General features: G+C 63.8%; 12 protein-coding genes. 5 read left to right on the plus strand and 7 right to left on the minus strand.

Going from position 1 to position 15,473, the window contains the following annotated elements:
• Window positions 1–954: 954 nt before the first annotated feature.
• Complete coding sequence (gene nth / locus ACMKFF_RS01475; protein ID WP_419495814.1) at window positions 955–1,581, minus strand: endonuclease III; 627 nt, start codon at window positions 1,579–1,581, stop codon at window positions 955–957.
• A gap of 182 nt (window positions 1,582–1,763) precedes the next feature.
• Here nth and ACMKFF_RS01480 point away from each other — a divergent pair, with 182 nt between their 5' ends.
• The 5 genes from ACMKFF_RS01480 (at window position 1,764) to ACMKFF_RS01500 (ending at window position 9,495) form a co-directional block, all read left to right on the plus strand.
• Complete coding sequence (locus tag ACMKFF_RS01480) at window positions 1,764–3,047, plus strand: replication-associated recombination protein A (protein WP_419495815.1); 1,284 nt, start codon at window positions 1,764–1,766, stop codon at window positions 3,045–3,047.
• Complete coding sequence (locus ACMKFF_RS01485) at window positions 3,028–3,219, plus strand: DUF951 domain-containing protein (RefSeq protein ID WP_419495816.1); 192 nt, start codon at window positions 3,028–3,030, stop codon at window positions 3,217–3,219. The genes ACMKFF_RS01480 and ACMKFF_RS01485 overlap by 20 nt, the downstream gene beginning before the upstream one ends.
• Before the next feature lie 234 nt (window positions 3,220–3,453).
• A complete protein-coding gene (locus ACMKFF_RS01490; RefSeq protein WP_419495817.1) occupies window positions 3,454–4,266 on the plus strand; it encodes a hypothetical protein in 813 nt (270 codons plus the stop codon).
• 745 nt (window positions 4,267–5,011) lie between these two features.
• Window positions 5,012–6,613, plus strand: a complete 1,602-nt coding sequence (locus ACMKFF_RS01495; protein ID WP_367926530.1) for a CTP synthase — start codon at window positions 5,012–5,014, stop codon at window positions 6,611–6,613.
• Window positions 6,614–7,650: 1,037 nt separating this feature from the next.
• The gene (locus tag ACMKFF_RS01500; protein ID WP_419495818.1) at window positions 7,651–9,495 is read left to right on the plus strand and encodes a flavin reductase; all 1,845 of its coding nucleotides are present in this window, start codon (window positions 7,651–7,653) and stop codon (window positions 9,493–9,495) included.
• 370 nt (window positions 9,496–9,865) lie between these two features.
• Here the strand turns inward: ACMKFF_RS01500 and ACMKFF_RS01505 are convergent, their stop codons facing one another.
• The 6 genes from ACMKFF_RS01505 to rsxC are packed head-to-tail and all read right to left on the minus strand — an operon-like array spanning window position 9,866 to window position 14,835.
• Window positions 9,866–10,690: an RnfABCDGE type electron transport complex subunit B gene (locus tag ACMKFF_RS01505; RefSeq protein WP_418468733.1), complete on the minus strand. Its 825-nt coding sequence runs from the start codon at window positions 10,688–10,690 to the stop codon at window positions 9,866–9,868.
• Between the two features lie 12 nt (window positions 10,691–10,702).
• Entirely contained in the window at window positions 10,703–11,296 is a 594-nt protein-coding gene (rsxA, locus tag ACMKFF_RS01510; RefSeq protein WP_349136170.1) for an electron transport complex subunit RsxA, read from the minus strand.
• Window positions 11,293–11,937, minus strand: a complete 645-nt coding sequence (locus tag ACMKFF_RS01515) for an electron transport complex subunit E (protein WP_349136169.1) — start codon at window positions 11,935–11,937, stop codon at window positions 11,293–11,295. The genes rsxA and ACMKFF_RS01515 overlap by 4 nt, the downstream gene beginning before the upstream one ends.
• Window positions 11,934–12,485, minus strand: a complete 552-nt coding sequence (locus tag ACMKFF_RS01520) for an RnfABCDGE type electron transport complex subunit G (RefSeq protein ID WP_349136167.1) — start codon at window positions 12,483–12,485, stop codon at window positions 11,934–11,936. The genes ACMKFF_RS01515 and ACMKFF_RS01520 overlap by 4 nt, the downstream gene beginning before the upstream one ends.
• Complete coding sequence (locus tag ACMKFF_RS01525; protein WP_418464446.1) at window positions 12,482–13,501, minus strand: RnfABCDGE type electron transport complex subunit D; 1,020 nt, start codon at window positions 13,499–13,501, stop codon at window positions 12,482–12,484. The genes ACMKFF_RS01520 and ACMKFF_RS01525 overlap by 4 nt, the downstream gene beginning before the upstream one ends.
• Window positions 13,498–14,835 carry an electron transport complex subunit RsxC gene (gene rsxC, locus ACMKFF_RS01530; protein ID WP_419495819.1) on the minus strand — a complete coding sequence of 446 codons (1,338 nt, stop codon included), beginning with the start codon at window positions 14,833–14,835 and terminating at the stop codon, window positions 13,498–13,500. Before rsxC ends, ACMKFF_RS01525 begins: the two co-directional genes overlap by 4 nt.
• Window positions 14,836–15,473 lie beyond the last annotated feature (638 nt).

The following is a 15,473-nucleotide window of genomic DNA, read 5'->3' on the forward strand; positions in this document are numbered from 1 at the left end:
GTCGCTAGGGAACCTCTGAATAAATCGGCTGCGGCGCTCAGCGGGGCTTTCGCCCCAACTTATCGGTTTGAAAATCTTGAAATACACAAAGTATTCCTGCAATTTCCAAACCTCAATTTGGAACAAAATCCCTCGCTGACCGCTCTTGCATTTTAATCAGAGGTTCCCTAGAAATGCAGGGAAGGGGCATGCCCCTCCCGGCGCGGCACTGCCGTTCGGAACAGGCCATCATGAAAATGTCACGCACCCCCGACTTGTCATTGCGAGGAGGCGCAGCCGACGTGGCAATCTCGGGAAGGCACTGCCGATATACACAGAGTGCCGCCGAACGCGATCGCTACCAAATTTGACTGTAGCGGCGCTCAGCGAGCGCCATGCAGACCGGCAATGATCATGGCATAAATTCAGCGGTGCAAGGTTCTCAGATTTGTCATTGCGAGGGGGCTTCGCGCCCGTGGCAATCTCGGGAAGGCACTGCCGATATACACAGAGTGCCGCCGAACGCGATCACTACCAAATTTGACTGTAGCGGCGCTCAGCGAGCGCCCGGTAGGAAGTAATTCAACCGCAGGAGAGCGCTGGTGCACCACAGCACTCCCCTGACGTGTCATTGCGAGGAGCGAAGCGACGTGGCAATCTCGCAGAACTGAGCCGGATCCCAGGAAGACTATCGGCGAAATCGTGACTGCCTTCCCGAGATTGCACCCCAAGGGCACTTCCTCGCGCTTCGCGCTCAGGGCGCCACGTCGGCCGTTGGCCTCCTCGCAATGACAAATCGGAAGCGTTTGCCATTTTGACGGTGGCTTGTACGGACTGTAAGTGCGCCGCCGGGCCCGGCTGTCCGCTCCCCTACAATGGCGTGTGCGATCAACGTGACGGCCTTCCCGAGATTGCCACGGGCGCGGAGCGCCCTCGCAATGACAAGTCGGGGGCTATCTCCCGATTTCGGATTCCTCACTCCCCGCTGAACTCTCTGCAATACGGCCGCAGCTCGCACCGGTCGCAGTGCGGACTGCGCGCCGTACACACCTCGCGGCCGAACAGGACGATCCGGTGGCAGAAATCCGAGCTTTCTTCCGGCGGGAGGATGGCGCGCAGCTGCCGCTCGACCTTCTCCGGCTCCTTGCCGCGGGCCAGCCCGAGGCGGTTTGCGATGCGGATGCAGTGCGTGTCGCACACGACGGCCGGCTTGCCGTAGAGGTCGCCCAGCAGCAGGTTGGCCGTCTTCCGCCCGACGCCGGGCAGTCGCAGGAGCTGCTCCATCGTGTCCGGCACGCGCCCGCCGTACTCGTCGCGGAGCATCCGGCAGGCCGCCACGATGTCCTGCGCCTTGTGGCGGAAGAAGCCGCACGAACGCACATACGCCTCCACCTCAGCAACGTCAGCCTCCGCGAAGGCCTCGAGCGTCGGGAAGCGCGCGAAAAGCGCGGGCGTGACCTGATTGACGCGCGCGTCCGTGCACTGCGCCGAAAGGCGCACCGAGATCATCAGCTCGTAGTCCTTCCCATAGTGCAGCGCGCAAAGCGCGTCCGGATACCGCTCCCGCAGCGCCGCAATGATCGCCGCGACCTTTTCCTCCATGCCGATCCCTCCGTTTCGTTTGCAGCAATTATAGCATAGTTTGCGGGGAAAAGCCAGTCCGTCGCGCACTGCAGGGGCCCGGCTGTCCGCCGCCCTGCAGCATTGCCCGCTCCGTTCTGGACATTCTCCTCAAAATGCGGTATAATATCAGGAACAAGCTTTCGGGAATTTGAGGTGATCGCATGTACCAGCCGCTGGCAGACGAGCTGCGGCCGACGACGCTCGACGACGTTTACGGGCAGGAGGAAATTCTCGGCGAGGGTAGGATGCTCCGCCGGATGATCGAGTCCGGCCGCGTGCCGAACCTGATCTTCTACGGCCCGAGCGGCACGGGTAAGACGACCGTCGCCAACATCATCGCTGCCGCCACGCAGCGCACCCTCTATAAGCTCAACGCCACGACGGCCTCCACGGCCGACATCCGGGAGATCGTCTCCCAGCTCGACACCTTCATGGCCCCGAACGGCGTCCTGCTCTACCTCGACGAGATCCAGTCGTTCAACAAAAAGCAGCAGCAGTCCCTGCTCGAGCACATCGAAAACGGCAAGATCACGCTCATCGCCTCCACGACCGAAAATCCGTATTTCTATATTTTCAACGCCATCCTCAGCCGCTGCACGGTCTTCGAGTTCAAGCCCATCTCGCCCGCGGCCGCTGAGAAGGCCGTCCGCCGCGCCGTGGACTATCTGGCAAAAAAGGAGCAGCTCGCCGTCACGGCGGAGCCGGGTGCGCTCGAGCATATCGCAAGCTCCTGCGGCGGCGATATCCGCAAGGCGCTCAACGCCGTCGAGGCCCTGTTCCTCGTCGCCAAGACCGGCGACACGAGCCTGCATATCCGCCTCGAGGACGCGAAGGCCGTCACGCAGCGCTCGGCCATGCGCTACGACCGCGAGGGAGACAATCACTATGACTGCCTCTCGGCCCTGATGAAGTCCATCCGCGGCTCGGACCCCGACGCCGCCATCCACTATCTGGCGCGCTTTCTCGAGGTCGGCGACCTGCCCGCCTGCTGCCGCCGCCTGCTGTGCTCCGCCGCAGAGGACATCGGCCTTGCCTACCCGCAGGCCATATCCATCGTCAAGGCCTGCGTCGACAGCGCCCTGCAGCTCGGCATGCCGGAGGCGCGCCTGCCGCTGGCCGACGCCGTCCTCCTGCTGGCGACGGCCCCGAAGTCCAATTCCGGCGTGCTCGCCATCGACGCCGCGCTGGCGGACGTCCGGCACGGCAAAACGGGCGTCATCCCGCGCGAGCTGCAGAACGTCCACGCCGACAGCGCCGGGCAGGAGCGCGAGCAGGGCTATCTCTACCCGCACAATTTCCCGAACCACTGGGTCCCGCAGCAGTACCTGCCGGACCTGTTAAAGGGCACGGTCTACTATCACTACGGCGACAACAAGGTCGAGCAGGCCGCCCGGCACTATTGGGACGCAATCAAAGGAGGCAGCGATGGAAATTCAGGTCGGTGATATTCTCGTGATGAAAAAGCCGCACCCATGCGGCGTGGCGCGCTGGCTCGTCCTGCGCACCGGCGCGGACCTGCGCCTGCGCTGCACCGGCTGCGGCCACGAGGTCATGAAGCCGCGCTTTCAGATTCTGCCGCGCGTAAGGTCCGTCGAGCGCGGGGAGAAGCAGGGTTAACGCGTTGCAGGGGAGGGGCAGCCGGTCCGAATCGGCAGTACGCAGCCAGGCCCGGCTGTCCGCTCCCTCTACAGCGCACGGCCGGAGGCCAGCGAATGATTCATTCTTCAGTTTTCAGTATTCATTCTTCATTTAGCACGCGGAGCGTGCGCCCCCGGCCGCCATATTCCCTATTTACAGTCGGGGGATTTTGGTGTAAAATAGAGAGGATATGTCGAAAAGGGGGATGGAGCTATGAACTGTATCCGCTGCGGGCGGCGCATTGCCGAGGGGAAGACCTTCTGCGACGAATGCGCCGGGGTCGTGCGCGAGCCGCTGCCCGACTCCCCCTACACGAGCCTGCACATCGCTCTGCCGAAGCGGACGGACCAGCCGCGGCCCGCGCGCAAGCCGGTCGAGCAGCCCGAAAAGAAAAAGCCGCGCTCCCGCCGCTACCACCGCATGGTGCGGGCGATCGTCTCGCTCGCCCTCGTGTGCGCGGTGCTGGCCGGGTGCTGCGCGTTCGGCGTTTACTACTACCTGACGCACTACCAGCGCGACCGCAACCGCCTTCGCGTGCAGGCCGAGGAGCTGGACCGGCAGGCCGCGTCCGCCGCCCAGACGGCCACGGAGCTTTCCGAGGCGCAGGACGATCTTGCCGCCGCGCAGGAGGAGCTGGCCAGTCAGGCCCGCGACATCGACCGGCTCGAGCAGCAGGTCAACACCTATCAGATGCAGGGCGCGCAGAACGAGCAGTCCCTGCGCGAGCTGCAGGAGGAGAATCTCCGCCTTGTCGACGAGAACGCCGGCTATGCCGAGCAGGTCGACGCGCTGAACGCCCAGCTCAGCAAGCTGAACAGCCGCGTGAGCACCCTGCAGGACAGCAACGCGGCCCTGCAGCAGAAATCTGCGTTTTTTGACGCGCACGTCGCCTTTGTGGAGAACGACGGCACGGATTATTATCACAATTACAGCTGCTCCTACTTCAAAAAGCAGAGCTACTGGGCCTACAGCATCAACCTCGCCATCGCGCGGGGCTATACCGCCTGTCCCTATTGCGGAGGGTGAGAAAGCGCGCGCTCCGCGCGCGAAATGAAGAATGAATACTGAAGAATGAATAATTAGGGACGGGGACGGCCCGGCGCAATGTTGGCGACTCGTAAAGGCTACCGTCAAAATGGTACGCACCGATTGCGTCTGTAGCGGCGCTCACTGCGCAGCCGTTGGCGGCTTTGCCGCCTTACGGATGCGGCGTCCCCTTTACGGGGAGCGAGCGCCTTGTGAAGGACCATTCAACCGCGCAAGGGCACTGGTACACCGCGGCACTCCCCTGACGTGTCATTCCGAGGAGCGAAGCGACGTGGGAATCTCGTGCAGGCAGTTACGTTTTCGCCGGGAGTGCCCTGTTATCCGGCCGGGTACTGCGAGATTGCCACGTCGGCCGTTGGCCTCCTCGCAATGACAATTCGAAACCCTTGCATGTTCGGCGATGCCGCTCAACAACCTGTGACTGCCAAAGGCGCTTACTAAGCGCCGCTACAGACGCAATCGGTTTTCACGTTTTATCGCCGGCCCTGTACGAGCTGCAAGTGCCTTCCCGAGATTGCCACGTCGCTTCGCTCCTCGCAATGACAATTGGGGGGCCGGTACCGTTTTAACGGCAGCCTGTTTCTTGCGCAGGTGCTGCGCCGGGCGAGGCATGCCTCGCCCCTACAATGTGAAATAACATGTGTACATCCTGCATTTGCAGGTTAAGCTATTGAAATACCAGACAAGGGGGAGGACCCTCCCCGGAACAGAGAGGAAATTTGGCATGGCGGTAAAATATGTATTTGTTCTCGGCGGCGTTGTCTCCGGCCTCGGCAAGGGGATCACGGCCGCTTCGCTCGGCAGGCTGCTCAAGGCGCGCGGCTATGCCGTGACGATGCAGAAGTTCGACCCCTATATCAACGTCGACCCCGGCACGATGAACCCGATCCAGCACGGCGAGGTGTTCGTCACGGACGACGGCGCGGAGACCGACCTGGATCTCGGCCACTATGAGCGCTTCATCGACGAGCGCCTGACGCGCGTTTCGAACGTGACGTCCGGCCGCGTGTATCGCACGGTGCTCGAGCGCGAGCGCCGCGGCGACTTCGGCGGGGGCACGGTGCAGGTCATCCCGCACATCACCAACGAGATCAAGCGCCGCTTCTATCGCGGCGAGGACAAGATCGCCATCATCGAGGTCGGCGGCACGGTCGGCGACATGGAGAGCCAGGCCTTCCTGGAGGCCATCCGCCAGTTCCAGAATGAGGTCGGCAAGGAGAATGCCATCATCCTGCTCGTCACCCTCATCCCGTATCTCAAGGCCTCCGGCGAGATGAAGACGAAGCCGACGCAGGGCTGCGTCCGCGAGCTGCAGAGCATCGGCCTGCGGCCGGACGTGCTCGTGTGCCGCTCCGACTACCCCCTGACGCAGGACATCCGCGACAAGCTCGCCCTGTTCTGCAATGTCCGCCCGGACCATGTGCTGCAGAACCTCGACGCCAGCATTCTCTATCAGGTCCCCCTGATGATGGAGGACGAGCATCTGGCTGAGGTCGTGCTGAGCGACCTGGGCCTGCCGCAGCGTGAGCCGGATCTGACGCAGTGGCGGCAGATGTGCGACCGCTGGATGCACCCGAAGCGCCGCGTCGACATCGCCCTCGTCGGCAAGTATACGAAGCTGCACGACGCCTACCTCAGCGTCGCAGAGGCGCTGCGCCACGCCGGTGTGGCAAACGACGCCCATGTGGAGATCCACTGGATCGACTCCGAGACCATCACGCCGGAGAATGTCGGCGAAATTCTGGGCGATATGTCCGGCATCATCGTCCCCGGCGGCTTCGGCAGCCGCGGCATCGACGGCATGATCGAATCCATCCGCTATGCCCGTGAGCACCGCATCCCCTTCCTCGGCCTGTGCCTCGGCATGCAGCTTGCCATTGTCGAATTCGCACGCCACGTCGTCGGCCTGCCCGAGGCGCACAGCATCGAGCTCATGCCCGACACGCCCGATCCCGTCATCCATCTGATGGCTGACCAGAAGGGCGTTCTGGACATCGGCGGCACGCTCCGCCTCGGCTCGTACCCCTGCCGTTTGGACCCGGATTCCCGCGCCTTTGAGCTCTATGGCGAGCCGCTCATCCACGAGCGCCACCGCCACCGCTACGAGGTCAACAACGACTACCGCACCGCGCTGACGGACGCCGGTATGCGCCTGTGCGGCATGTCGCCGGACGGCCGCATCGTCGAGATGCTCGAGCTGCCGGATCATCCGTATTTCCTCGCCACGCAGGCCCATCCGGAGTTCAACTCCCGGCCGAACCACCCGCACCCGCTGTTCCTCGGCCTGATCTCCTCCGCCGTGCTCTACCGCAGCGAGGAGCTGTAAGAACCTCCTGCCGCCCCGTCCCTTTTCGGACGGGGCGTTTTTTTGCACAAGGCCGGTTGAGGATTTTCATGCCATGTGGTATAATGCAGGAGAAAGCGGGAGTGAACGGCGCAGAACCGGTTACGGATCGCAGGGGCGCAGCGCTTGCGCAATTAGCAGGCTGCCGTTAAAATAGCAAACGCTCCCGACTTGTCATTCCGAGGGCGCTTCGTGCCCGTGGCAATCTCGGGAAGGCACTTGCAGCCCGTACAGACCGCCGTCAAAACGGCACGCGCCGATTGCGTCTGTAGCGGCGCTCACTGCGCAGCCGTTGGCGGCTTTGCCGCCTTACGGATGCGGCGTGCCCCTTGCGGGTTGTGAGCGCCTTGCAGGTTGTAGGTTTGGTGGCACCCCGCCGACCGCACCTGCCCTTGTAGGGGAGCGGCATGCCGCTCCCGGCGACGCACTTGCAATCTGTACAAACCGCCGCCAAACTCGCACACGCTCCCGACTTGTCAGTCCGAGGAGCGACGCGACGTGGGAATCTCCTGCAACCGGTCACGTTTTCGCCGAGGCCTACTTGTTCTCCGACATGGTACTGCGAGATTGCCACGTCGGCCGTTGGCCTCCTCGCAATGACAAAGCTGACAGCCTCACGCCATAAAATCAATGCCGCAAACAATTGGAGGCCTGCATGGCGCTCACAACCCGCAATCGGTTTTCACGTTTTATCGCCGCCCTGTACGAGTCGGCAGTGCCTTCCCGAGATTGCCACGTCGCTTCGCTCCTCGCAATGACACATCAGGGTGGTGCTGTGGTGCACCAGCGCTCTCCTACGGTTGAATGTCCCTGTACAAGGCGGTCACTACCCGCAAGGGGCACGCCGCATCCGTAAGGCGGCAAAGCCGCCAACGGCTGCGCAGTGACCGCCGCTACACCCCATACTTCGGCGTTTACCATTTTAACGGCGGCCGGAGGTATCGTGTAACTTTCCATTTCCCACTCGCACACGCTATGCCATGAAAATAAACAATCTATCAAATACGGAGGAAAAACTTATGTACTGTGTCCGCAAGGTTCTGGAGGATCTCTGGTGGGTCGGCGGGAATGACCGCAGACTTGCCATGTTCGAGGGCGTTTACGCCGTTCCGAACGGGGTTTCCTACAATTCCTATCTGCTGCTCGACGACAAGACCGTCCTGTTCGACACGGTCGATCCGTCGGTCAGCAAGGTATTCTTCGAGAACGTCGACCACGTTCTGGCCGGGCGCAAGCTCGACTACCTTGTCATCCACCACATGGAGCCGGACCACTCCGGCACGGTCAGCGAGGTGCTGCTGCGCCATCCGGAGACCGTCATCGTCTGCAGCGACCGCATCCGCGCCATGCTGCAGCAGTTCCGCGGCGGCGTCGCCCCGCAGAATGCCTTCCACCTCGTCAAGGAGGGCGACACCTTCGAGACCGGCCACCACACGCTCACGTTCCTGAGCGCCCCGATGGTCCACTGGCCGGAGGTCATGGTCAGCTACGACCTGACGACGCGCACGCTGTTCTCGGCCGACGCCTTCGGCACGTTCGGCGCGATCAACGGCGCGCTGTTCGCCGATGAGGTCGACTTCTTCCGCGACTATGTGGACGAGGCCCGCCGCTATTACTGCAACATCGTCGGCAAATACGGCACGCAGGTGCAGGCCCTGCTCAAGAAGGCCTCCACGGTCCAGATCGACCGCATCTGCCCCCTGCACGGCTTCGTCTGGCGCAAAAACATCGGCGAATTCATCGACCGCTACGTCCACTGGAGCACCTATACCCCGGAGGAGCAGGGCGTCATGATCGCCTACGCCTCCGTCTACGGCGGCACGGAGAACGCGGCCGAGCTGCTGTCCGTCCGCCTGCGCGAGCGCGGCGTGAAGACCGTCATGTTCGACGTCTCCGTCACCCCGGCGTCCGACATCATCGCCGCCGCCTTCCGCTGGAGCCACCTCGTCTTTGCCGCGCCGACGTATAATGCGGGCATCTTCGTCACGATGGAGAACCTGCTGCACGACATCGTCGCGCACAATCTGCAGAACCGCACCGTCGCCCTCATCGAGAACGGCTCGTGGGCCCCGACGTCCGGCAAGCACATGCGCGACCTGCTCGGCAAGCTGAAGAACGTCACCATCCTCGACCAGCAGCTGACCATCCGCTCCGCCATGGCCGAGAGCCAGAGCGCGCAGCTGGGCGCGCTGGCGGACGCCCTGTGCGCCACGCTGCCGCAGCCGCAGGTGCACGCCTCCGAACCCGGCACGGTGGACAATCAGGCGATGTTCGCCCTGTCCTACGGCCTGTTCGTCCTGAGCGCCCGCGAGGGGGAACGCGACAACGCCTGCATCATCAACACGGCCGCGCAGGTCACGGACACGCCCAAGCGCATCTCCATCACGGTCAACAAGCAGAACCTGACGCATGACATGATCCTGAAGACCGGCGTGTTCAACCTGTCCGTCCTCTCGCAGGATGCCTCGTTCGCGCAGTTCCAACAGTACGGCTTCCGCAGCGGCCGCGACACGGCCGACAAGTTCGACGGCGCGGAGGCGGTCCGCACGGCCAACGGCCTGCGCTATGAGCCGGCCGGTACGAACGCCGTCCTCTCCGGCAAGGTCATCCAGATGCTCGACTGCGGCACGCACACCCTGTTCCTCGCCGAGGTCACGGAGGCCTGCGTCCTGTCCGCTGTCCCGTCTGCGACGTATGCCTACTATTTCGAGCACATCAAGCCGAAGCCCCAGCCCGCCGCCGAGAAGAAGACCGGCTTCGTCTGCAAGATCTGCGGCTATGTCTACGAGGGCGAGACGCTCCCGGCGGACTATATCTGCCCGCTGTGCAAGCACGGCGCGGAGGATTTTGAGCCCCTGAAATAATACAGGAATATAGATCGCCCGTCCGCAGCCCAAAAGCTGCGGACGGGCGTTTTTCCTATTGCGGAGAGATGCCGTGACTCTCCCTCCCCGGCATCGCCCTTGGCTCTCCCTCTGGGAGAGCTGTCACCGAAGGTGACTGAGAGGGCTTTGCAGGCACTGCCGACAGGTTCAGGCCATCGCTAAAATGGCATGCACCTCCGATTTGTCATTGCGAGGAGGGCGCAAGCCCGACGTGGCAATCTCATGCAGGCACTTCTGAATGGCAATCGCAATGAAAGGGAGAATGGAGTTTCCCTCTCAGGCGGCTGCGCCGCCAGCTCTCCCAAAGGGAGAGCCAAGCTATGCGGTTCCTTCCCCGGCGGCTGCGCCTTTATCGCGGCATGGCGGGGACGGCGTCCATATCCTGCCGGAGGTTCGAATCGGAGATGAGCTTCCGCGGGCACACGGCCGCGCAGCGGCCGCAGGAGACGCACTTGGAATAGTCGATGACGGCGAGGTTGTTGACGACGTGGATGGCGTCGAACTCGCACTGCTTTTCGCACAGGTGGCAGCCGACGCAGCCCATGTCGCACTCGCGGCGGGTATAGGCGCCGCGCTCGTGGTTCGAGCAGGCAATGACGATATCGGCGTCGTAGGATACGGGGACGATGACCTTGCGCGGGCACACGGCGGCGCACTGCAGGCAGCCGGTGCACTTTTCGGGATCGACCTTCGCCACGCCGTCCACGACGTGGATGGCGTCAAAGCGGCAGACCGAGACGCACGAGCCGAAGCCGAGGCAGCCGCTCGGGCAGGCCGAGGGGCCGTTGCCGCCGACGAACATGGCCGAGCGGCAGTCGTGGATGCCGTCGTAGCGGGCCTTGGCGGTGTGGTGACCGCGGCAGCGGACCATGGCGACGACACGCTCGGTCTTTGCGGCCGTGACGCCCATGACGGCGGCCATCCGGTCGGCAGAGGCCTGACCGCCCGCGACGCACAGGCCGATCTCCGCGCGGCCCTCGAGCACGGCCTGCGCATAGGCCTGGCAGCCTGCGAAGCCGCAGCCGCCGCAGTTCGCGCCGGGCAGGGCCTCGACGAGCTTCGGCAGGCGCTCGTCCGTCTTCACGGCGAAGACCTTCGAGGCAATGGCGAGCACCGCGCCGAACACGGCGCCCATGATGCCGAGCACCAGCACGGCATAGAGAATTTCTTTCATGACTCGCCCTCCTTACCCGAATACCTTGAAGCCGGAGAAGCCCATGAACGACAGGGCCAGCAGACCGGCGGCCAGCAGCGCGATCGGGAAGCCGCGGAAGGCCTTCGGGCAGTCGCAGTCCTCCAGGCGCTCGCGCACGGAGGAGAACAGCAGAATGGCCACGGTGAAGCCGATGCCGCCCGTGATGCCGTAGACCAGAGACTCGACGAAGTTATAGCCGTCCTGAATGTTCAGCAGGGCCACGCCGAGGACGGCGCAGTTCGTCGTGATGAGGGGCAGGTAGATGCCCAGCGCCTGATACAGCGCGGGGACGGCCTTCTGCAGGAACATCTCGACGAGCTGCACGAGGGCGGCGATGACGAGGATGAACACGACGGTCTGCATGTACACGAGATTCAGCGGCACGAGCAGGAACTCATTGACGGCCCAGGTGGCCGCCGAGGCGATGCCCATGACGAACGTGACGGCGATGCCCATGCCGAGGGCGGTGTCCTGCTTTTTCGACACGCCCATGAACGGGCAGATGCCCATGAACTTCACAAGGATGAAATTCTCGGCGAGAATGGCGTTCAGCGCGATGGTGAACAGGGAGATGAATACGCTCATTTTGCTTCAGCCTCCTTCTTGGCGGCCTTCTCGGCCAGATGGCGGTTGAACCACTGCGTGAAGGCGATGAGGCAGGCCAGCGTCAGGAAGCCGCCGACCGGCAGGATCATCAGCATGGCCGGGTACTGCGACGGCAGGATGCGCACGCCGTCGGCCGAGAGGACGCCCTTGCCGAACGTGCCGCTGCCGAGCAGCTCGCGGATGACGCACATGCACACAAGGGCCACGGTGTAGCCGATGCCCTGCGTCAGGCCGTCGACGGCGGAGGCCAGCACGCCGTTCTTTGAGGCGAAGGCCTCGGCGCGGCCGAGGATGATGCAGTTGACGACGATGAGCGGGATGAACACGCCGAGGCTCTTGGACAGGGCCGGGAGATAGGCCTGCAGCAGAAGGTCGATGATGGTGACGAAGCCCGCGATGACGACGATGTAGGCCGCGATGCGGATCTTATCCGGAATGACCTTGCGCAGCATGGAGATGACGACGTTCGAGCAGATGAGGATCAGCGTGACGGACAGGCCCATGCCGAGGCCGTTGAACAGGGTCGTCGTGATGGCCATGGTCGAGCACATGCCCAGCAGCTGGCCCACGACGGGGTTATTGGTCAGGAGCCCCTCGCGGAGCTGTTTTTTAAAATTCATTTCTGCACCTCCCCGGCATAGGCCAGCGCTGCGTTCACGGCGCGGGTGACGGCGCGGGATGTGACGGTCGCGCCGGTCAGGGCGTCGATGTCGCCGCCGTCTTTGCTGACGGCCAGCTCGCCGGTCTTGCCGGCAAACTGGGCGCGGAAGTCCTCGCGCGTGCAGTTCGCGCCGAGCGAGGCCGTCTCGGAATGGGAGATGATGGCCACGCCCGTGACCTTGTTTTCGTTGTCGACGCCGACCATGAGGTCAATGGCCCCGCCGAAGCCGTTCGTCGTCAGGCGGACGACGGTCCCGGCGTCCCCGGCGCTCCACGCGGCCGTCACGCCGGTGGCGGCCTGCGCGTCCGACACGGGAAGCTCCGTATAGTCGTCCGCGGCGAGGACCTGCGTCATGGCGGAGCGGGCGGCCTCGGCCGTGTGCTCGGCGATGGTGTCGGCCGTCAGGTAGTTGACAAAGGCCAGCAGGCCCGCGACGATGACGGTGATGAGAAAGAGCGTCAGCGTCAGCCGCAGGACATAGGCGGCCGTGCTTTGCGGTTTTGTCATGCTTCGGCACCGCCCTTCTTCTGCTTTTTCTGCCTGACTGCGCCGAAGCGCTTCGGCACGCCGATGCGGTCAAAGAAGCCGACGCAGCAGTTCATGATGAGGATGGCGTAGGACACGCCCTCAACATAGGAGCCGAAGTAACGGAACAGGAACGTCAGCACGCCGCAGCCGACGCCGTAGACGATCTGGCCGCCGTGCGTGACGGGCGAGGTCGTGTAGTCCGTGGCCATGAACCACGCGCCGAGCATCAGGCCGCCGGACAGCACCTGCACGAGCATCCAGTCCAGCCGGGCCGCGCCGCCGCGCGGGAACAGGAAGGCCAGCACCGCGACCGTGCCGAGGTAGGCAAGCGGGATGCGGGCCGAGATGACGCGACGGACGAGCAGGTAGATGCCGCCCAGAAGCAGCAGCATGGCCGAGACCTCGCCGAGCGAGCCGCCGGTGCGGCCGAGGAAGAGGTCGAGCACGCTGGCCTCCGGCATGGCGCCCACATGGAGGCTCGCCATCGGGGTCGCGGCGGTCAGGCCGTCGAGCGAGGCCGTCGTGGGGTTCGAGAACGCGGGGACATGCACGCCGGAGCGCACCCAGGTGTTCATGAACAGCGGCCAGCTGAACAGGAAGGCGCGGGCCGCAAGGGCAGGGTTGACGATGTTTGCGCCGATACCGCCGAACAGCTGCTTCACAACGACAATGGCGAAGAAATCGCCGATGAGGATCGTCCAGAACGGCAGCGTGACCGGGCAGACAAAGGCGACGAGGATGCCCGTGACCACGGCGGAGAGGTCGCCCGTGGTATTGTCCTTCTTCATGATGCGGCGGTAGGCCCACTCGAAGAACACGCAGCCCGCGACGGACAGGGCCGTGAGCGTCAGGGCGCGCGCGCCGAAGAACACGATCGCGCCGATGAGGGCGGGCAGCAGGGCGATGCACACATCGAGCATGATGCGGCGGGTGGAATTCGGGCTGTGCGCATGCGGCGAGGAGGAGAGCGTCAGCTTCAGGGCTTCTTCGTTCATTTCGCGGCGGCCTCCTTCTTTGCTTTTTCACGGGCGGCGGCGTCGCGCACGAGCTTTTTGCCGGTGCGGAAGCTCTGCACGAGCGGGATGCCCGCCGGGCAGCCGTAGGCGCACGAGCCGCACTCGATGCAGTCCATGACGTGCAGCTCGTCCAGCCGCTCCAGATCGCCGCGGTTCACGGCGCGGTGCAGGAACAGCGGCATGAGGTGCATGGGGCAGGCCTCGACGCACTTGCCGCAGCGGATGCAGTGGGGGTTGGGCGTCTCGTGGCGGTCCTTGTCGCTGTAGCACGTCAGGGCGTTGTTGCCCTTGATCGTAGCGGTGCGCAGGGTATACTGCGCGATGCCCATCATCGGGCCGCCGCACAGGACCTTGTAGGGGGGCAGGGCGAAGCCGCCCGCCGCCTCGACGAGGTCGGAATAGGCCGTGCCGATGGGGGCCAGGAAGTTGCCGGGCTTTGCGATGGCGCTGCCCGTGACGGTCACGGCGCGGCGCACGAGCGGCAGGCCGAGATAGACAGCGTCGTAGATGGCGGCGCAGGTCGCGGCGTTGAACACGGCGCAGCCGACGTGGGCGGGCAGGCCGCCGGGGGGCACGCAGCGGCCCGTGACGGTCTGGATGAGCTGCTTTTCCGCGCCCTGTGGGTAGCGGACGTGCAGCGGCAGCAGCTCGATGCCGCTGCCCAGCACGGCGGAGATGGCCGCGATGGCTTCGGGCTTGTTCTGCTCGATGCCGATGGCGGCGCGCTTCGGCTGCAGGATCTGCAGGACGACGCGCAGGCCGCCGACGACGCGCTCGGGCGTTTCGCGCATCAGGCGGTCGTCGGACGTGATGTAGGGCTCGCACTCCGCGCCGTTGACGATGACGGTGTCGACCTTGCCGAGGCCGGAGGAGAGCTTGACGGACGTGGGGAAGCCCGCGCCGCCCATGCCGGTGATGCCGGCCTCGCGGATGACGGCGATGAGGTCCTCGGCGCTCATGGCGGCGACGGCCTCGGGGTCCCGCGGCTTGACCGTGGGGCAGAGCGTGTCGCGGCCGTCGGACTCGATGACGATGGCCGTCTGCAGGTTCCCGCCCGGATGGGGCCGGGCCTCGATGGCCGTGACCGTGCCGGACACGGAGGCGTGGACGGGGACGCAGAGGCCCTGGCCGTCGCCGATCTTCTGGCCGACGGTCACGCGGTCTCCGACTTTGACGAGCGGCTGGCAGGGCGCGCCGATGTGCTGGGACATGGCGACGGAGACGACGCTCGGGTGCAGCGGGACGATGGCTGCCTCGCGCGAAAGCTCCTTATAGCCCTTTGGATGGACGCCGCCGAAAAAGGCTCGTTTCAAGGGTGTACCACCTCAGTTCATGAAGTTCCGGAATCGGGCGGGCACAAAAAGACCCGCCGCAAAGATTCTGTTCTGCGCCGGCCTGTCAAAAAATCCCTTCGGACTTTTCGCTGCTTTCAGGATCGCAAACTCAATTTTTGCAGCATGCTTTTGCAATTCTGCCGCTGCGGCGGGTGATCAAGCGCGAAAGGGCACCCTGACGGTTTCCTTTCCCACTTTTCTTCCCTCCGAAACGTTCGGCTAAGCAGGTTTTTTTGATAGTCTGACTGCGTACTTCAATATACCACACCGGGCCGGAAAAATCTATGGGTATTTTCTCACTTTGTTGATTTTTTTGCGGATTTTCGCAGATTCAATCCGGAAATATTTATATAAAAATACCGAAAAGAAGAGAATGGGAGAGCGTGGAAAATCGAAAATGGAAAGTGGAAAGTTTTGCAAGGCTGTCAGTCGTGTGTTGTAGGGGAGCGGCACGGAAATGAATGAATCCTGAAGACTGAAAAATGAAGAATGCGGAAAGCCTCCGGCCTTGTCATTGCGAGGCCCCGAAGGGGCCGTGGCGCCCTGAGCGCGAAGCGCGAGGAAGTGCCCTTGGGGTGCAATCTCGGGAAGGCAGCTGCGTTTTCGCCGATGGCTTT

Origin of the sequence: Faecousia sp., assembly GCF_048519415.1 — a bacterium.
In the GTDB taxonomy this organism is placed as follows: Bacteria; Bacillota; Clostridia; order Oscillospirales; family Oscillospiraceae; genus JAZOXB01.